11 protein-coding genes and 1 tRNA gene are annotated in these 21,360 nt (G+C 32.0%); 1 reads left to right on the top strand and 11 read right to left on the bottom strand.

From position 1 onward, the window contains the following. The 9 genes from BLT88_RS09310 to dinB all read right to left on the bottom strand — a co-directional run bounded on the left by BLT88_RS09310 (position 1) and on the right by dinB (position 13,513). Positions 1–792, bottom strand: coding sequence for a GLPGLI family protein (locus tag BLT88_RS09310; RefSeq protein ID WP_091954352.1), 792 nt, complete (start codon positions 790–792; stop codon positions 1–3). 88 nt (positions 793–880) lie between these two features. Next, positions 881–1,243, bottom strand: a complete 363-nt coding sequence (locus tag BLT88_RS09305; RefSeq protein WP_091954351.1) for a hypothetical protein — start codon at positions 1,241–1,243, stop codon at positions 881–883. Positions 1,244–1,751: 508 nt separating this feature from the next. Further along, positions 1,752–2,969: a GIY-YIG nuclease family protein gene (locus tag BLT88_RS09300; protein ID WP_091955750.1), complete on the bottom strand. Its 1,218-nt coding sequence runs from the start codon at positions 2,967–2,969 to the stop codon at positions 1,752–1,754. Further along, complete coding sequence (locus BLT88_RS09295; protein WP_091954349.1) at positions 2,962–4,923, bottom strand: DEAD/DEAH box helicase; 1,962 nt, start codon at positions 4,921–4,923, stop codon at positions 2,962–2,964. The genes BLT88_RS09300 and BLT88_RS09295 overlap by 8 nt, the downstream gene beginning before the upstream one ends. Positions 4,924–4,926: 3 nt before the next feature. Next, the gene (locus BLT88_RS09290) at positions 4,927–7,629 is read right to left on the bottom strand and encodes a DNA methyltransferase (protein WP_091954348.1); all 2,703 of its coding nucleotides are present in this window, start codon (positions 7,627–7,629) and stop codon (positions 4,927–4,929) included. Positions 7,630–7,638: 9 nt separating this feature from the next. Beyond that, complete coding sequence (locus tag BLT88_RS09285) at positions 7,639–7,836, bottom strand: helix-turn-helix domain-containing protein (RefSeq protein ID WP_091954346.1); 198 nt, start codon at positions 7,834–7,836, stop codon at positions 7,639–7,641. Between the two features lie 245 nt (positions 7,837–8,081). Beyond that, positions 8,082–9,245, bottom strand: a complete 1,164-nt coding sequence (locus tag BLT88_RS09280; RefSeq protein ID WP_091954344.1) for a site-specific integrase — start codon at positions 9,243–9,245, stop codon at positions 8,082–8,084. A 91-nt stretch (positions 9,246–9,336) separates the two neighbouring features. After that, entirely contained in the window at positions 9,337–12,294 is a 2,958-nt protein-coding gene (locus BLT88_RS09275) for a DNA polymerase III subunit alpha (RefSeq protein WP_091954343.1), read from the bottom strand. 4 nt (positions 12,295–12,298) lie between these two features. Next, positions 12,299–13,513, bottom strand: coding sequence for a DNA polymerase IV (dinB, locus tag BLT88_RS09270; protein WP_036786862.1), 1,215 nt, complete (start codon positions 13,511–13,513; stop codon positions 12,299–12,301). A 52-nt stretch (positions 13,514–13,565) separates the two neighbouring features. On the opposite strand from dinB, the gene BLT88_RS09265 reads away from it, so the two are divergent. Continuing rightward, positions 13,566–14,339, top strand: coding sequence for a LexA family transcriptional regulator (locus BLT88_RS09265; RefSeq protein WP_091954341.1), 774 nt, complete (start codon positions 13,566–13,568; stop codon positions 14,337–14,339). 339 nt (positions 14,340–14,678) lie between these two features. On the opposite strand, the gene BLT88_RS09260 is transcribed toward BLT88_RS09265, so the two are convergent. Beyond that, the gene (locus tag BLT88_RS09260; RefSeq protein WP_091954339.1) at positions 14,679–20,627 is read right to left on the bottom strand and encodes an Ig-like domain-containing protein; all 5,949 of its coding nucleotides are present in this window, start codon (positions 20,625–20,627) and stop codon (positions 14,679–14,681) included. A gap of 658 nt (positions 20,628–21,285) precedes the next feature. Next, a tRNA-Met gene (locus BLT88_RS09255) sits at positions 21,286–21,359 on the bottom strand. Between the last annotated feature and the right edge of the window lies 1 nt (position 21,360).

The raw sequence follows: 21,360 nt of genomic DNA, 5'->3' as shown, positions 1-21,360 counted from the left end.
TTAAAATTTTAGTTTTTTAATTCCTAAATCTTCTATCTTGTCAGTAATTTCTATACTACCAGATTCGCCATCACCTGAAAGCGATTTCATTCTTTTTAATGCATTTAACAAGGTATTCTTGTATTGATCTTTATATTTATCCCAACTTATATTTTTTGTTTTTACAAACGGATTACTAATTTTTAAATCCTTATTTTGTATAGATAATTTTAGTGCTTCAAATGATACATATCCATCATCGCTTTTAACTGATAATATAACACCGGGTAAACCATCAAATTTCCATGGACCAGCATTAATGCCTTCGATCTCTGTTGTAAAAAAAGCAGTATATGTTCTACCACGAAAGTTAGTTTTAGCAGAAATACAATTTTTTCCTAAAATCACTTTTTTTATATCACTATCTATTGTCCAATCTATTTTATTTATTTTTTCACCTATACATATCATTTTGTTCATAATCAAATCATTAAGAAAAAGTGTATCTTTAGAATAATCCTTGTATAACATTTCGTTATATGAATAATCATAAGTGTTATCATCCATCTTAACAAGTCTAACAACTCCTATTTTTTTTACATTTTCGATGAATTTCTTATATTCATATTTGGTAGAATCATTTGAAATTCCATAAAAAATAGATTTATTTTTACTGTAAATCATTCTAAAAGTCTCTGTTTTTGACAATAATGTTTCTTTAGTTTTAATTTTCTTTTCATATTTAACTTTTAGTGTTTGAGAGTAACAAAAAAAGTTTGTAAATAGAAGAATTAAGGATATATATATTTTCATGTGATATAAGGTTTATGTTAAGTTAAAAAACAGAGCAATTGGCTTAGAAATTTCCAAACCAATTGTTCCGTCATAAAAATCAAAATTATTAGGTATACTGTGGCATACTATTACCTCCAGAGGGGGCTGATTGCAAAAATTGGTTTACTGCTCCCGCAAGTTTTTCGGCACATCTTCTACCTGCTCTTTCACATGAGCTTAGAAAGTTCCCCGCACTAGCACTAAATACAACACCTCCTACATTTACAGAACATGAAACACTACATAATGGTGATTTTGTATTATCATTGGTTAACAATTCTACATTATCTTTATTAGATGATTTAGAAAATGTAATCCCATTAATATTGATAATAGATGAATTTTGGACTTCATTTTTCACCTTTGTGTTGTTTGCAAAAGTAAATGTTCCAATTAGCATAAAAGCTAAAGCAAAAAATAATTTTTTCATTTTTTTAATATTTAATTGTTAAAATCTAAACTCTATAAGTTTATGGTCATTATAGTTTAGGTTGTGGACTATCCACTTTAGACCTGTTAGTTTTCATTCTTCACATCAGAGAGTCAATTCATATTTTTCTTTCAATTTTCCGTAAGTCGGATGGTCTTTAAATTGCTCTGTTCGCTGCTCAAATGGCTACCAACGGTCTTGTGTATGAAACGTAGCGTATAAATAAACACTAACTTTTCGGATTTAGCACGAGCCGAATTTTTTATTTTTATGTTTAATTTTCTTTTATAAATATAACCAAATAAAAAATTTGGCGTACTTTGTAAATATACAAAAACCTCTCAGAAAGCCTATAATAGCTATGTTTTATACACGTTGTTGTAAGTAGTGCTTTTTTTCTTTCCGCAAACTTGCTAGCGTTGGCAGAAGACATACTCTTTGCCAAGTTTTGGCTTTGAGCGGTTGGCTTTTGAGCGACTTGGCAATGTGTATGGCTTTGAGCGTTGGCTTATTCTTTCAGTTTAATTCTTTTCAATTCCGTGTCATATTCATAATTCACAATATTTTCGTTCAAAATCAATTCGATTGATTCCTCAATTACCTCAAAAGGAACTACAAACCATTCTCTCGGATTTAGTCTTTGTCCTTTCTCGTTAAATAAATCAATATCCAAACAAGCACTTGCAAAAAATCTATGTAAAAGACTTTCCAATTTGTCCGCATTTCGATTATAAACTTTGTAAGTCGCAACTTTCTTTACATCTGCAAATAAATAGGTCGCTTCGTTTTTCGCATTTTTTATTCTGTCATCTACAGAATTACTCGCAAAGCCTATTTTATATAAATCTTTAATTCCTGCGATTTCTTTGTTTGTAGATTCAGATTTTAAAATGTAAATCCAACCTGTTTGTAAATCTTCTTCTTTTACAAGACCAGTATTCACAAACAAATCTTGCTCTGTTTTTTCAATTGTATTAGTAATCATTTTTCCATTGCCATTATACAATGTTTTACTTAATGAACGATAAAGCATATTGCTCAATGTTCCGTTTTCAAAAATGATTCTTGTACGACCATCTTTTCTGTTTAAAGTTGAGTCTTTTAGGTTTTCTTGTGTTCGTTTTAAATTAGCTCTTTCTAAAAAAAGCATTATCCCATCAGCAATATAAAATTGACCTTCCTTTAAATGTTTATCCACATCTTTAAAAGGTTTTATTTTCCTTTTTCCTTCTTTAATTTCTTTGTGAACTTGAAGAAACATTTGTTCGTATTTCTCGAATTCTTTTTCCTTAATCGCTTTTCTTCTTGCTACAAAATCAGTTTCTGCTCGGTCTTCTGGTTTTGGTGTGTGCTTGAATTTAAAAATATCTAAATCTTTATCAGAATCTAATAAGCCAAAATCATCATCATCATTTAAAATATCATCAATACTTTGTTTTTCCATTTCTACAAAACCTAACAAATTATGTCTATCAAAAGGTTTTAAAGTTTTCTTCTGTGCTTCGTTTTGTCTAAAGTTTTTCAGTTTTGCTAAAAGTCCATATTCAGACATACTGCTCGTATTTGGCTCTCTGTTATTCTTGTCGTAAAATGCATTTATTTCTTCAAAGGAATCAATAAGTCTATCTTCATCTGTTTTTACAGTTGAAGTTTTAACTTTTGATTCTAACAAACCAAAATCATCATCATTAAAAATGTCGTCTATTGTTAGTTTCTTTTTAGCCATTTTCAAGTGCTTTTTTACGTTTCAGTTCTCTTAAAAACACTAAAGCCTCTGCCATTCTTTTTTCTTTATGGTCAAATGCTTGAATATTGGGTTGTTCTCCTTTATTGTTTTTTACCCATTCTTTTATTTTAGGCCATAACAAAATGGCTTCTTCTTCTGTCATTTCAAACTTAGTAGACTGAATATGCTCGTCAATTAATTTTAAAACTTGAGTTGTTACAGATTTTGATAAGATTTCAAATGCTTTCTGAAACGGATTTACTTTATCAATTAAGTCAATATGAATATCATCTATATTCACAAAACTTCCTGCCATTCTAATAAATTTTTTATCTCCTTGCTCCTCAATTGTACTGTTTTTAATTACAGAATCTACAACTACGTGTTGCCTAACAGCTTCTACATCTTCGTCATTTAAATCGGGATAAACTTCTCTAATTATTTTAGGAATTAAAACGGTGTTTATAGTCTCTGGCTCAATATTCCCTGGTATTGCTTTTAGCATTTGTGGGTCTTGTAATATTTTTGCCTTTAAATCATTTAAATCCGTTTCAATAATGTCTTCAGCTCTTTTAGAAGTTGGTAGTTTAAAACCTCTTATTTTAATGGTTTTGTCATCATCTTCTTCTTCATCATCTTCATCTTTTTTGAGTTTGAATTTAAAGTTTGGTGCTAAAACTTGTTCCATTAATAATGATGCTGTAATCGCTTTCAACATATTATTTACAGATAATTTTACTTCTTCATCTTGTGCATCTGGTTGTGCAATTAGGTTTGTAAATTGAGCGTGTGTTTTATTATTACTATCTCTTGTAGCTCTACCAATAATTTGAATAATTTCGGTTAGCGAACCTCTGTAACCTATGGTTAAAGCGTGTTGACAATAAGGCCAATCAAAACCTTCTTTTGCCATTCCTAAAGCTATAATGATATCAATATCATCTGCCGATTTTATTTCTCTTAAATATGCACTAATTTTATCTCTCGATTTTGGATTGTCATTTACTAAATCAGCAACTTTTAAAATTTTACCTGTTTTATTGCTTTTTATGTGTAAAACTCCTGTTTCTTCATCTTGAAATTCCAAATTTCCTAAAACATCAATAATATGATTTACTTCTTCGTATTTCTCTTTGGAAGATTCTGCCGAATTTACACTTGGTATATGAATAATGGTTTTTTTGTTTTCATCTAAAATTTCCGCCAATGCTGACTGTTCTTTGTCAGGATGCTTTTTAAAATATTTACCTGTATAAAAATGATATCCAATGCCTAAAGATTTTAAAAACTCGTAGCCATTTAATTGTTGATAATAGGTGTATGTTACTTTCGTGAATTTTGCTTCATCTTCTGGCATTAAAACAGGAACACTATCTCCTCTAAAATACGAACCTGTCATTGCTACTATGTGAGCATCTGAATTTGCCATTATGCTTTTTAGAACTTGACCTAAAATATTATCACCTTCTGCTGAAACGTGATGAAATTCATCAATAGCAACTAAAGTATTATCTAGTTTTTTAACATCTAAACCATCAAAAGCAAAACGCAAAGTTGCGTGAGTACAAACCAAAATTTGTTCGTCAGAATCTAAAAAGTTTAAGAATGCCGTTACTTTACTTTTTTCTTTTCCTGGTGTACAAAGGTTATATTTTGGATTTGGTTTCCAATCTGCAAAAAAGCCATATTTTTTTAATTCTGTTGAACCAAATGATGCACCAATTGATTTTTCAGGAACAGCAACTATTACTTTTTTTAAACCTTGGTTTTTTAATTTGTCTAAAGCTATAAACATTAATGCTCTTGATTTACCTGATGCTGGTGGTGCTTTTAGTAATAAATATTGTGCAGTTCTTCCTGCATACGCTTTTTCTTGCATTTCTCGCATTCCTAAAGCATTGGTACTTTTGCTGTTTCCTGTTTGGTCGTAATTTACGTGTACTAAATTTGGCATATTTTATTTTTTGGCTTTCTTTTTTCTAGTTTTCTTTTGCTTTGCAAAAAGCGTGTCTTTCTTTGACATTTCTTCATACTGCTTAAACAAATATTCTAAACGCTCTGTATCGTTTTTAAAAGGCTGTAAACGATAACATTGTTCTATTGCAGTATCTAATTCTTGATGTGCTTTTAGTAAACCTTTTGGCATAGTATCTGGATTGTATAATTGTGCCATTGTTTTACTTGGGTGTTTTGCTCTTTCATCTAAAATGGCAAATACATATAAGTTTAAGTTTTCTTTTTGTTTGTCTGAAATGTTTGGAAATGGAAAAGTATTGTAAACCATACTTACTGAATATCTTAATCTTGTTTCCAATTTACCACCAACAGCTTTTGCCCAAATCATATGCATTTTTGAAACCAATATGGCAAAATAATATGGCTGAAAATTATAAATCACAAGCATACCATTGCTAAACACAGTTTCTTTTTTACCTAAATCTACTGGTAGATAAATTCTTCTTTCAGAACTTGTAAATGGCAGTATCAATGATTCTTTTTCCTCGTATTTCCTGTAAAAAAATCTATGTGGAACATCTGATGCTTTACGTGCATCACGTCCTCCATTCAATCTATAAATTTCGCACTTATCAACTCTATCTTTAATGAGGTTATTTTTTAATGCTTTCTCTATTTTATCGTCATCTATCCATATACAATACCTTTCAACTCCATTTAAAAAATCATTACCACCCAAGAATTTTTTTATAAATTCTTTTGAATTAGGATTTTGACTTATAAATGAGTCTTTTTCTTCTTTAGATAAAATCAAATTACCTCCATCAATACCACTACTTCCAAGAACCATTTTTGGTAAAATCGAAATAGCTTCATTTCTCTTTTTAATATAAATAGTATCGCCTCCTGTTAAATAAGGATTGATATTTTTAACGCTTATTTTTCTATTATCAGAAAAAATAATTTTCTCTTGTTTATTTTTATTAGCCAAGGAAATGATAATTACAGAAACACCTGCATTTCCTTTAGCACTATTAGACCAACTGAAAGAAGTATAAGCAAAATTTATTTCAACATTATTGAGAATATAAGGCCATATTAAGCTCACTTGTTCTCCCTGACATATCGAGTTTGTGCTTACAAAAGCTAATTTGGCATTATTATCTTTTATGTAATCCGTACCTTTTTTAAACCAACAACTAATAAAGTCTAATCTATTAACAGTTGTGAACTCACTAAACACGAGAGCCATATCTTTTTTCTGTTGTGAATCCCAACCTTTAAATCCTAAATAAGGTGGATTTCCAATAATATAAACTTCATCTGATTTAGAAATTGGGCAGGCCTTTTTCCAATCTTCTCTTGTTGCATTTCCGTGTGTTATTTGTCCTGCTTCTTTTAATGGTAGAATAGGGTTAGACCTACCAAAGTCAAACAAAGTATCTTCAAATACTCGGTTCATTTGGTGTTCTGCCAACCAAAGTGAGAGAATTGCCATTTCGTGAGCAAAATCATCTATTTCAATTCCGTAAAATTGTGAGAGTTGTATTTGTGTAAATTCTAATGTTGGATTTGGACTTAAATCAATAATTTTTTCTAAAATTCTAATTTCCAACAAACGAATTTCTTTGTACGTAATAATCAAAAAATTTCCGCTTCCACAAGCTGGGTCAAAAAACTTAATTTTAGATAGTCTTTTTATTAGCGTTCGTAATTGGTTTACTGTTTTAGCTTTTTCAAATTCTTCGTAAAGTTCATCTAAAAACAAAGGTTTTATTAGTTTTAGAATGTTTTCTACTGACGTATAATGCATTCCTAAATCACTACGATAATCAGGAATTACCACAGCTTGAATCATTGAGCCAAAAATATCTGGATTAATGTCTTTCCATTGTAATTCGCCAAGGTCAATTAATGTTTTTCTTGCCTTTGCTGTAAATGTTGGGGATTTTATTGGGTCTTTGAATAAACCTCCGTTTACATATTCAAATTTTCTTAAATATTCAGGAAATTTTTCTGCGTTTTCTGTATTTAAGCGCTCAAATAATTCATCTAAAAACGAATGTGTGTCTTTTCCGTTTTCGTCAGTATGTTGTGCTAAAGTATTTGTGAAAATACTATCTTCTTTAAATATTTCTGTGTCTTCTGCAAAGAAGCAAAACAATAAACGAGATAAGAAAATATTAAGATTGTGAATACTTGCTTTTGAGTTGTAAATCTGTGGATTTTCCTCAATCAGCAAATCGTATAACGAAGCCATTTTGTATGAAGCATTTCTATCTGCTTCATTATCGTTTGTAGCGTTATAAACTTCGCTACCTGCTAATGGTAAAAAGAAATCGAAATAATTCGGTAAATCTTTTAATTCAATATCTAAATTATTACCGAGTTTAAGGTCTTTTGCAACTATTTGTTTGTAATCTGTAACAATTGCAAACCTTGGTTTGTGCTTTGCAATTTGTTCTTCTTTTGCAATTTCCTCAATGCTACTCAACAATTTGTCAGATGCTTCTACTTTAAAGAATATTTTCTTTTTGTATAAAATTTCTCCATCTGCTTTGGCAAAATTGTAATCGCCTTTTTTTAGTCGAGTTACAGAAGTTTTTGAAATTCCGTATGCAATTAACAAATTATAGATAAATTCCTCTTTTGAGAAGTTATCTATTAAGTTTTGAACGTTAGTTTTTATTTCGGTTGATTTCATTTACTTTTTCTATTCAGGTTTATTAGAAACTAACAATTCTTTAATGTCAACATTCAGAATTTCCGCAATTTTATACAAAACATCTAAACTCGGTTGTCTTTTGTTTTGGGCGTAAGAGTGTACCATATTGTAGCTCTTTTCCAATTGTTCAGCCAACCAGATTTGTTTTATTCCTTTTTGTTCTAAAACCTCTTTTATTCGGTTCATTTCGAATTTTTTTAATTCCGCTCACTAATGTAAATAAGATTTTTCACATACTCACTAAATGAGTATTAAAATTATCATTTCGTATGAGTGAGAGATGGGGAAAGGCAAGCTCTTTTTATTTTTTGAGGCACGAAAAAAATGAAATGTGCTTGACTGTGCGGTTGGCTTTTCAGAACGAAATTTTGGTGTTTTGCTCGATTTTCTGCATTACTTACAACTCGTTATATGGAGAATAAACCTCCTGTTTATAGGTTTCTATTTCCGGATAACAGGAACTTTTGTTCTCGTTTATCGTTTTTATCCAAATTTAATAAAATAGTGTCTAACGGGCTCTGAATATCTAGTAAATCTTTCTTTGCAACATGTGTATAAATCATGGTAGTTTCTGGTTTAGCGTGTCCTAATAACTCTTGTATATGCCTTAAACCAACACCATTTTCTAATAAATGTGTAGCATAGCTATGTCGTAAAGTATGTGGGGTTACTTTTTTTGAAATACCAGCTTTTTGTACACTCTTAAATAGAAACTTTCTAATACTACTCTCAGAGTACTTTTTACCTGTTGGGCCCTCTATAAAATAAAATACTGGTTTAAAAGTGGTTAAGTAATTTTGTAAAAGAGGTAAATAACTAGTTGCTAAAACAACAAATCTGTCTTTTCTGCCTTTTCCTCCTTCAACTTTAATCTGCTTTCTTAAGATATCAATATTTTTTAACAATAAACCCGTAACCTCTCCAATACGCAGTCCAGAAGAATAAAGTAATACAATAATGGCTCTATGCTTTAAGTTTTTAGTTAATTGAATAATACGTAATACCTCTTCTTGAGACAATACATTGGGAAGTGTTCTAGATTTTTTGGGCCGCTCTAAAGACAAATCATTGATTTTTGTTTGCGGATAAAAAACAATAAAAATCTTTAAGGCACTTATAAATTGTCTTTGAGAGCTAATAGAATATTTCCGCTCTATAAATACGGTCTCAATAAAAAGTTCTACATCTCTGTTTGTAAGTTCAGCTAAGGGTGTTTTTGTATGAAAGTTTATAAAATCAGCAATAAATAAAGTATAAGTTTGTATCGTACTTTTACTATATCTCTTGCCTTTTAAGTACAAGTAGAAATTATTTAGAAGTGTTTTTTCACTGTCAGTTAAATTTCGTTTAAAAATATTTTTTTTAGTAAGCTTACTAGAATCAATGGTTGTAATACCCTTAAAAGTGCTTATAATTAAGTTTAAATTTTCTTTGGTGTCTTTTAAATACCATGTTTTTAACGAAGTACTCCAAGTAGCAGCAGGTATTTTTCTTAGCAAATTAAGTAAGTAGTCGTTATATTTAAATTTAACGAGTAGTTGAGGAGTCTTTTTGTAATCCTTGTATTCTAAAAAGATAGTAGGGATTTTTTTCATTCTTTTAATATAGCACCTAAATCTAATGAAAATAAAATAAATAAAGAGCTATTTTAGAAAGTATCTATTTAATAGATAGTAAAAAAACGCTTTAACACCTGGGGTCACTGGCAATACTCATTTTTTTAGATGTAAGAACATTCATACTACAAAACCCAAATCTGTTGGTAATTTTTCCATAGCATCCATAAATGCCCATACCGTTTATTGGATACAGCTGCACAACATCTGTAAAATGAACAGCATCAAAATAGTTGCCATCTGCATCAATAAACGTACTTAACCGCATTAGTTTTCCTTGTGAAGTTTTATTAAAGCGCGTTGCTACCAATTGGCCGTATAAGAGTACATTTTGGTTTGTAAACAGCGCCATTTCTTTGGCTTTTATATGGGGTAGAAATGCTTCTGTAACTAATGAAAAATAGTTGTGAATGGTAAACCCTAATAAAGCTATTTCATCGTACACATTTTCTAACCAATGAGAATTTAGTTTCGGAATCTCAAAATTTTGATGTTGTAATCGAAACAACTTTACCTGTTGTTCAACTTTTTGCGTTTTTGTTTTATGTAGTTTAAAAGTAGCTTCCCAAAGTAGTTTGGTTTTCGGTTTTTTTGTAAATCGAAAAGCATCAATACGAATTAAAACGCTTAGTTGTTCTATAGATATTGCAATACGGTCTATAAAATTATCCAAAGAAAGAAACGGGCCATATAATTGGCGTTCTGTTAAAAATCTTTGCACCAATAAATGCTCTAAATTTTTAAGATATCCAAATCCTAAATAAATTGTTTTTTCTTTTATACGATTTGCATGATCGCTATTGTTAATACAAGGTAACGCTATAGTTGCTCCACACATTTTAGCTTCATGTATATAATGTTCTGTCGAATAAAAACCACCACCATTATTTAATACTGCCGTCATAAATTCGATAGGGTAGTAGCACTTTAAAAAGAGACTTTGGTAGCTTTCTACTGCATAAGAAGCAGAATGTCCTTTGGCAAAAGCATATCCTGCAAAACTTTTAATCTGATTCCAAACTTCAAAAATCAATTTATCTTCGTGTCCTTTTTTTCTGCAATTAGAAATAAATTTATCTTCAACAGCTTTAAATTCTTTTACAGATCTGTATTTGCCACTCATACCTCTTCGTAAAACATCTGCCTCACCCAAGGTTAAATCTGCAAATTTATTAGCAACTTTCATTACATCTTCTTGATACACCATTATGCCATATGTTTCAGGCATAATTTCTAGTAAAATAGGATGTGCTTCTTTTCTTTTTTCTGGAAAACGATGTCGTTTTATAAACTCTTCTTTCATTCCAGAGCCAGAAACGCCTGGTCTAATAATAGAACTTGCAGCAACCAGACCTAAATAATCTTGTGTTTGTAATTTTTGCATTAACCCTCTCATGGCTGGGGATTCTACATAATAGGCGCCAATTGCACCGCCCGTTTTTAAAAGGTTATTAATGTTTTTGTCTTTTTTAAAACTTTCAACATCTGTAATATCAATTTCAGGAGCATCTGGGTTGTTTTCTTTGATAATTTGTAAAGCATCTTTAATTTTTGCCAACCCACGTTGCCCTAAAATATCGAACTTAAAAACACCAACATCATCGGCAATATTCATGTCAAACTGAACGGTAGCAAATCCTTTTGGAGGCAAACTGGTTGCAGAATAATAATGAATGGGTTTGTCTAAAATTAAAATTCCAGCAGAATGAACACTCACATAATTAGGGAAACCTTCAATGAGTTTTCCGTATTTTAAGACCAATTTAGAAATCTCATCTAACTTATTTTGAGCGCCTCCTTTACTTAATTTATCTATTTCTTCTTTCGGTAAGCCAAAAACCTTCCCTAATTCTCTAACAACAGCTCGGTATTTAAACGTATTATAAGTTGCTAATAAGGCAACATTATCAAAACGATCAAAAATATATTGTGTAACCGTATTTCTATCTTTCCAAGAAAAATCAATATCAAAATCTGGTGGCGAAGCTCTAAACGGATTTATAAATCGCTCAAAATATAAATCCAACTCAACAGGATCTACATCTGTAATACCAATAATATACGCCACAATACTATTAGCACCACTTCCTCTACCTACATGAAAAAAGTTGTTTTTTTTAGCATAATGGATAATGTCGTAATTGATTAAAAAAAAGGAAACAAATTTTAATTTGACAATTACTTTTAATTCTTTTTGAAGTCGGGCATGTACTTTTTGTGTTGGATTTGGATACCGTTTATAAATATTGTTATTGCACAAGCGTACGAGCGATTCATAATCTTCTTTAAAACTATTACAATACAATTGTAAATTCTGATTTTTACGGTCAATATCATACCCAAAATTTATACTACAACTTTGTAATAGTGCTTTGGTATTTGCAATAATAAAAGTAAATTCTTTAAAGTATTCTTGCAGGCTTGTTGCCGTATGCATGGTGTCTGTTACCAAACATTCTTCTGTTGTTGGCAGTTTGCTTAGCAAAGTGTTGTTAGCTATTGCACGCAATAGTCTATGCGCATTAAAATCTCTTTTATTACGAATGGTAACTTGTTGCTGTATCACAATTTTATCTTCGTATTTTTTTAAATATGAAAACCGAAGTTTATTAATCTCTGCAATCGATACTCCTATAAATTCATTTTCAGCAAAAGAAGTAAGATTTAATTCTAAAGCTTTTTCAAAAGGATAGATGATAAATACTTCGTCTAAATAGGTCGGTATATCCGGAATAATAGTTTTTGTCTCTAAAAAAGAAGACAAGTAACTATTAATATTTTTAAAGCCGGTATTATTTTTTGCGATTGCAACAAACTGTTGGGTATTGCCATTTCTAAAATCAACACCAACAACAGGTTTAATTGCGTGTTTTTTGGCTTGTTGAATAAAGTTTAAGCATGCAGAGGTATTGTTGATATCTGTTAGCGCAATCGTCTTAATATTGTTTGCTACGGCAAGTTGCAATAGCTCAATTTCAGAAAATGTGCCATAACGTAGCGAATAGTAGGAGTGACAATTTATATACATAGTACTATTGTTTTCTATGTGCTAAAACTAAAGGCGGTTCACCGTTAAACGGATTGCTAAACCTTCCAATAGATTTTGCCCCCATAGCAGACGCTCTCATAATACTTAATTCACCATATTTATTACGAACGTTATCCATAGCGTTGTATAGATCTAACATTTGTTCGGTGTCATCAAAAAGATTAATTTGATAATTACCACTTACAATATCAGATACTTTTACACCAACCAATCGAATTAACAATCTTCGTTGGTATAATTTTTTAAACAATTCTAAAACTTTAGGAATTATAATATGATCTGCACTTGTATATGGTATTTTTATTTGTTTGCTGTACGTATTAAAATCTGAATACCGAATTTTCACGCTTAAAGTCCCCGTTAATTTATCCCCTTTTCTTAATTGATATGCTAAGTTTTCTGCCATTGCAAATAGGGTTTCTTTTAATTTTATCATATCAATCGTGTCTTTATGATAGGTTCTTTCTGTAGATAAAGATTTACGTTCGTGAAACGCAATAATTGGCGAATTGTCAATACCGTTTGCACGCTTCCAAATTGTTTTTCCATTAGCCCCCAAAACGCTTATCATCATTTCTAAAGGCATTTCTTGAATCACTTTTACTTTATCGATACCAAGGTTTCTTAACGTTTGATATGTTTTAGTACCCACAGATGGAATTTTTCGGATTGATAAAGGTGCTAAGAATGATTTTTCAAAACCTTTGTCAATCAATAATTGATTGTTGGGTTTTGCTTCTCCAGTAGCAACTTTAGACACAATTTTATTTTGCGACATTCCAAAAGAAATAGGCAATCCTGTTTCTTTGATAATTTTACAACGCAATTCTGACGCGTATTTATAGCTTCCAAAAAAAGCATCCATACCGGTAAGATCTGCATAGAACTCATCAATACTTGCTTTTTCAAAAAGTGGTACTTTTTCTTTGATAATTTCTGTTACTAAATTTGAATATTTAGAATAAGTACCTGTATTTCCTCTAATAGTTATTGCTTCGGGGCAGAGTTTCTTCGCTATTTTCATAGACATACCAGAATGCACACCAAATCTTCTAGTTTCATAACTGCAAGCCGCAACAACACCTCGGTCTCCAGTTCCGCCAACTAACAAAGGTTTTTTTTGTAATCGGCTGTCAATCAAACGTTCACAGGAAACAAAAAAAGTATCTAAATCAAGATGTAAAATATTTTTTTTCACACCGTAAAATTAGCTACAAATTCATACATTTGTTGCTCAATATTGTAGCATTATGAATAATTTATCAAAAAACATTAAACATTTAAGAACTCTTAAAAAGTTAACACAAGAGTCTTTGGCAGAAGAATTGTTGGTTACAAGATCAAGAATAAGTTCTTATGAAGAGAATAGATCTTCACCTACAATAGACTTTTTAATAGACTTTTCTGCTTACTTTAGAATTCCTATAGACGTCATTATAAAAAACGATTTAACAAAAGCAAAAGACGTTTCTTTTATTGAAGTTGGTAATAAAAGAGTTTTGTTTCCAATAACAGTTGATGCTGATAATGAGAATTTAATTGAAGTTGTTTCAGCAAAAGCATCTGCAGGATATCTATTAGGATATGATGATCCGGAATATATAGAGCAATTAGAAAAAATAAAGTTGCCTTTTTTACCTACAGGTAAACACAGAGCTTTTCCAATAAAAGGAGATTCTATGTTGCCAATGAAAGATGGTTCGTATGTAGTCGCAGAATTTGTTGAAGATATAAAAGAAGCAAAAAGCGGATGTTCTTATATTGTGGTCACAAAAGATGATGGAATGACCTATAAAAGAATTTATAATCAAATAGAAGAGAAGCAATCTTTTTTATTAAAGCCAGACAATTCAGGGTATCAATCTTATAATGTTCCTGTTTCTGAAGTCTTAGAATTATGGAAGTTTACGTGCAGTATCAACACACAAGAATATGAAGAACACGAATTAAAATTAAGCAGTATTATAAATATGTTTAATGGGTTAGGAGTAGAGTTGGCAGCTTTAAAAAAATCATTAATTTAAATTCTGAAATATTTTATAGCCTAGTTTTTTTTGAGAATTGACTTTAACATAAAAAATCTTAACAAGTTATCCTTAAAAATGGCTAGATGCTCAAATATTTTTTTGCAAATAAGTTTCTTTTTTAACTTGAAAACGTTGTGTTTTTTTTAATGGCGAGGATTGTGAGCCGAAGATTCAGTGAATATATTATTTATAAATAATATTTCAATTACTCATGTTTTAAGTTTTTTTTATCTGGTTCTAAATATAATTAGGAGCACTTATTTCTTTTAAAATAACATCACAAAAAAAAAGAGGAACTTTTCAGTTCCTCTTTTTTTATTTACAGCTATTATTTACCTATTTGAATAAAATCTTTTTAGTTCCAAAGTTGGTGTTATCTGTATACACCTTTAGAAACAAAATACCTGTTTGCACATTTACATGTAAGTTCATTGTATTGTTCCCTGTAGAAAGTAATTGTTTCTTGTTATACACCACTTTACCAGTAACATCAAATAGTAGTACAGAAGCTTGTTCTGCCTTTTCACTATAAACTAATACTTTAAAAGCACCTTTTGACGGATTAGGATATACTTGAAGGTCTTTGATTACTGCGTCAGTAGTTACAATCCCTGAAGACTTTGAAGAAGTAACATTAATAGTTACTTGTGCCGTTGACGCATCTCCGGTTGCATCAGTAAGTATATAATTAAATTTATCTACTCCTGAAAAACCATCTGCAGGAGTATAGAGTACAGTGTTTCCATCTAATTCTAATTTACCTCCTAAATCTGTATAAGTTCCAGAAAGTGATATTGGGTGGGTTGCATTAGGACCATCTGTTCCGTAACTATCTACACCAGATCCATTATCATCTAATATATAGATCACATTGTCTGAGCTATTTAGGATAACCGAAACGATGTCATCTTGCGCTATTGGTAAACCATTTGTGTTATCTGAACTTACTATTACCGTTACAGTAGCTGTCGCTGTATCACCATTTCCATCTGTAATTGTATACGTAAAGCTATCTGTTCCACTATAGCCACTTGCTGGAGTGTAATCTACCTTTGCTGCATTAACATTTATAGTTGCTCCATTAGTGTTGGTATTAATAGTTAGAGCATTTGCGTTCGCTGCTCCATCGAATCCAAAACTATCATTAGCTAGCACATCGATACTAGTTATACCACTGTCTTGTGCTACGGTTGCAGTATCATCATTTGCTGTTGGTGTATCTATTTCTATTACCGTTACCGTAACAGTAGCCTTGTCTGCATCTCCGTTTAAGTCTGTAATTAAATAACTAAACGTATCTATACCAACATAACCAGCCATTGGTGTATACTTTACAGTTGTTCCGTCTAATTCTAATGCTGCTCCTTTATCTGTATAAAATGCTACAAGTGATATGGGATGACTAGCATTAGCACCGTCTGATCCGTAACTATCTGCTCCCGATCCATTATCGTCTAATATAAAGATCACATTGTCTACACTATCTTGTATAAAGGTTACTGAATCGTCTTTTGCTGTTGGTAAACTATATGAGCCAACCGTTACCGTTACGTTAGCCGTAGATGCATCGCCATTTCCGTCTGTAATTGAATACGTAAATATGTCTGTTCCACTAAAACCAGTTGCCGGAGTGTAATTTACCTTTGCATCATTTACAGCGATGGTTGCTCCATTTGTATTGGTAGCATTATTAATGGTTAACGCATTTATCGTTGCTTGGCCATCTGAACCAAAACTATCATTTGCTAGCACGTCGATAGTTGTTGCAGTACTGTCTTGTGTTACACCTACAGTATCGTTTTGTGCCGTTGGTGTATCTATTTCGGTTACGGTAATTGTTACTTGTGCAATCGAAGTAGCACCATTTGCATCGGTAATCATATAATAAAAATGATCGACTCCTACAAAACCTGTATTTGGTGTGTAAACAATTACATCATCTAATGGACTATCTGTTGAATTAGTGTCTACAATTATTATTCCTTGTTCACTTAGGCCGGTTAGCGTTCCATCTGTCATGGTTAATCCATTATCTATTGCGCCATCTATTCCAAAGTCATCAGCTCCAGATCCGTTGTCTGCCAGAATATCAATATAGTTAGCGGTACTATTTTGTGCTACCGTTACTGCATCACTTTTAGCCATTAACAAACCATCTATTAGAACTGTTGGAGCTACGATTATCGTTACAGTTGCGCTTGCTGTATCACCACTGCCATCTGTAATTGTGTAGCTAAAGGTATCTGTTCCGCTAAAACCAGAAGCTGGGGTATAATCAACTTTATTATCATTAACAACCAGCACTCCTGATTCAGCAGTTATTCCTGGAACAGTAATTGAATTTGATCCTGCTGGTCCATTTGAACCAAAACTATCATTGAATAATACGTCAATAGGGTTTGATGCACTATCTTGTATTACATCTACTGTGTCTGCTAGCGCTGTGGGTGTTGAAATTTCTTCTACTGTTATTATTACCTCTGCATTTGCTGCATCACCATTTAAATCTGTAATGATATATTTAAAACTATCTATTCCTACGTAACCCTTTTTTGGTGTATATTTTACTACATCTCCAACTAATTCTAATTTTCCTCCTAAATCGGTATAAAATCCTGTAAGTGATATTGGATGAGTTGCGTTAGGTCCGTCTGTTCCATAACTATCATTAGTGACAACCGTAAAAAGATTATCTTCACTATTTTTCATCACTATGCCTGTATCATTTTGAGCTGTTGGAAAATTATTTGTATCCACAATATATACAGTTCTACTTTTAATTGTTACGTTATTACTGCTATCTGTTGCCGTATAAGTTACTGTGTAGTCTCCAGGAATATTTACATTCAGGTTATCTGTGGTAACTAAGGTAGCTGAACAATTGTCTGCAGTAGTCGCACCCAAATCTGTATATGCTGTGAAGGCAGCATGGTTTACATTATCTGTACCATTTAAAGTAATGCTTGGAGCAATATTGTCTTCAACGGTTACAAAAGCTGTTGCTGAAGATGAATTACCTGCAGTGTCAGTAATTGTTAAAGTAACTTTGTTTCCTGAACCTCCAGAAATTCCACCTGCCAAATCAACAGATGAGCTAGTCCAAGTTGATCCTTGAATAGCACCCACATGATCATTCCCCGAAACATCTGTAAGATAAGTTCCTTGACCTTCTTCCATATTGTAATAAGCAACTAAACCATTTTCAGTGCCACTTAATCCAATATTGTAATTATTAAAAATTTCTTGATCTGTTCTAGCCACATTCCAAAGCCTTACTTCATCAATTTGACCTCGATGATATGCGTGGTATCCTGCATAACCGATTGTTAAAGGATCAGCACTTGTTGCTGGATTTATACCTCCATTAGTTGTTGCAACTAAAACACCATCAATAAATAATTTAGTTAAAGCTCCCTCTTTAGTGGCCGCAAAATGATACCATTGTCCTTGATTAACTGTCTGATTTAATCTGACGGAAACACCGCTTCCATATTGCTGAAATAAGAACTCACCATTTGGATGATACCATAATCCATAGTTTCTTGGTCCTGAAGCTCCTTTTCCTACAACTCTAACCCAATCTCCGGGGTTGGTATCCATTTTAAACCAAGCTTCAAGACTCATATCTCCTGTGATTCTTAGGTCTTGATTGTCTTGAATGACTACATTATCATTTCCATTATAGTTTAAAGCAAAATTATTTGAACTAGAACCAGCAATATTTTCACAATCAAAATCAGTATTATCTAATGTCATTGTGTTCACGTTACAATTATCAGATGACCCGTTGTCAATCATATTTGGGGTAATAGAGGCATTACCAGATGCATCTAATTGTACAGTAATATTTTTTGTAATTGCAGTTGGCAGTTCAGAATCTTCTACAATAACATCAAATGTACTTGAAGAAGTTCCAAGTGTATTGGTTGCTGTCGCTGTTACGGTAGTAGTTCCAACTCCAAAAGTAGTACCAGGTTGGATGTCATATGTAATTACTGAAGCTGGAATAGCGGTAGTTTCTGTAGCGGCATAATTTACAATCGCACCACATACTCCTAAATCATTGTTTACTGTTATATTGGCAGGAACTGTTATGTTGGGAGCAAGACCAGATACAATAACGTTAAAGGAAGCCGAAGCTAAAAGTCCTGCGCCGTCTGTTGCAGTATGTGTTACAACCGTTGTTCCTATTGGGAAAGTAGCACCATCTGCAAAACCTGCAGTTAATGCAGTTGTTACTGTACAATTGTCCGTTGCAACAGGTGTTGTATAATTTACTAATGCACCTGCTGTACTTGTAGCAATTACACTAATGTCGGCTGGAGGTGAAATTACAGGTGCAATTATATCAAGCACAGTAATATTTGCTGCTGCTGTTCCGATATTTCCGTTAGAGTCGGTAACTGTTAGTGTTACTGTATTTGTATTTCCTAAATTATTACAGTCAAAATCTGTTTTATCTAGAACAATTGTATCAATGCCACAAGAGGCAGTGGATCCATTATTAATAGTATTTATCGTTATTGAAGCTTGACCATTTACATCTAATTCTATAACAGCATCCATTGCTATTGCATTAACGCTGCAGTTATTAACTGTGATATTGAATAATTGATTAATTACCCCTCTAGCATCCATGTGATGATGTAAGTCTTCTGATACAATTTTTACAGCGTTAATACCTACATCTGATGGCGTTGGAGTACCTGATAGTGTTGCAGTTCCATCGGCATTATCGGTTACACTTAACCAAGAAGGTAAATTAGTTCCGAAGATCATTAAAGAATCTCCATAAGGTAAATCTGGATCGGTTACTTTAATAGTGTAAGAATAAGGTACGCCTACATCTGCTGTTAGTACTGGTGTAGAGGCAAAAACGGGAGGTGTATTTACTAATTGACTCACTTCGTGGGTTGCTTGATCACCATAACTGTCTTCTGCTGTAAATATAACATGCCTATGACCCCATTGATCTTGTGTTGGTGTCCAGCTGAAAGTACCTGATGTAGGGTTATTGGAAGCAGTAGGTATAGGATTTAAAGAGGCGCCTGTATAAACTGAAACAAGATTTCCGCTCATGTCTTTACCTTGCATAGCAATAATACGCACTAAATCTGTTGGATCTGGATCTGAAGCCTGCACGGTGTACTGAATTAATTCGCCAGGGCTAACAATCGTATTATGTACGCCAGAAACTGGCGTAGGTGGTACGTCGAAAACAGGTTTTAAAGAAATGTTTATTGAAACACTTGAAGAAACTGTAACATTATTATTGTCTTTTGCTGTAAAATTAATTAAGAATTGTCCATACTGATTGGCATTTGGTGTCCAACTAAATTGATGATTTATTGGATTCGAAGTAGTACCAAATGCTGGAGAAACTGTTGAGTTAGACGGCATGCCTGAAGCTGAAATGCTTACAGAACTTCCTGAATCTGTATCAAATGCTTCAACAGGAAATGTAATGGTTTGTCCAGGAGAGATTTGATATGCAGTGTCATTAGCAGGTGTTTTTCCCGCGCTATAATCCCATTGAGGAGGAGTAGACTGCTTTGTAATTTCTAGAATAAAATCTACAAGAATTTCTGCTCCATCAGAATCGGTTATTACAACTGCGGCATTATATAATTTACCAATTGTTTTTCCAGTAGTATTAAATGTAGCTTCTCCATTTGAAGAGACTAAAAAATTCAAAGGTTGATTTCCTTCAAAACCATCTGCATTTGTTGCGAGCCTATACGTTAAAGCATTACCATCTGGATCTACCGCTGGGATATTAAATTTAGCTATTGTATTTTGTTGCACATATTGCACTGCGGGTAGCGAAGTTACAGGAGAACTATTTCCTGAACCAACATTCACCTTTGTATACACATACCATGGCTTATCTTTGTTATTCTCAAGTGTACTTATTTTACAGCAGCTACCGTAATAAACTTTATATTCTCCATTCGTTTTAAAAGTATAAGAAATTTCACCTGTGTAATAGTTTACACCGTTAGAACTCCCAGTTAAGTTTTCTGGAATTTTACCAATAAGTTCAGCTTTACCTCCACCTGTTGGCTGAAAACGAAGTTCAATATTTAAAGATCTGGTCCATGTACTTCGCCATCCACTATTTACTTTAAATATTACCGTTCTTCCTGTTGGGTCATTTGTGTCTACTCGATAACTAATATCTCCGTATCTAAAATGAGAGGCCAAAGCAGAACTCGTGAACAGAAAAAAGCAACATATAATTAAAAGGCTTTTTACGCTTTTAAATTGTTTTAATTTTTTAGTCATAGTAATTTTTTTTTTTTGATTTTTTCTTAGTTACAATTCATATCTACTTTATTTTTTTTTGTATACAAAAAGAGTAGTAAGACATGTTTATCCTGCTGTATTTCTCTAGAAAATAATTTTAAGAGTGCATCATGAAAAACAAAAATGCTGCGAAATCAATGTTGTTTGGAATATATTCGTTAAAATTTATGTAAAGTTTCGATTAATAACTCCGTTATAACGTTAAAAGAAAGCGATGTTGTAAAAAATAAAATTTGAATAAATTTTTTTCTATTATTTTTTTTAAACGCTCTTTTTTACAATAAGAAAATGCTATTTAATTGTAGTTTATAAAATTTAAATAGTACTTTTTCAAAAACCTTTTTCTGAGAATTTATTTTTACTAAACAGATAGATGTTTCTTTTCAATATACTCTTTTTGAAACAGATAGTTAAACATTAAAGTTTATTTTATAGGTTTCCACCTATTAAAATTAGTTGTTTAATTATTACATCTAAGTTGATAAGAAAGTTTAATTTTTTTTCCTTTTTTTTCTTTTATTAAATATAATCTTTTTGATAAACTCTTATCATAATGGAAAAAGAAACCTGATTTCTTTCATTGTTAAAAACAAAAAAAAACCAAGAACTTACGTTCTTGGTTTTTTTAAAGGTTTTGTAGCGAGAACGGGATTTGAACCCGTGACCTCAGGGTTATGAATCCTGCGCTCTAACCAACTGAGCTACCTCGCCA

Origin of the sequence: Polaribacter sp. Hel1_33_78, from assembly GCF_900106075.1 — a bacterium.
GTDB lineage: Bacteria > Bacteroidota > Bacteroidia > Flavobacteriales > Flavobacteriaceae > Polaribacter.
This window is presented reverse-complemented; position numbering and strand designations above follow the sequence as displayed.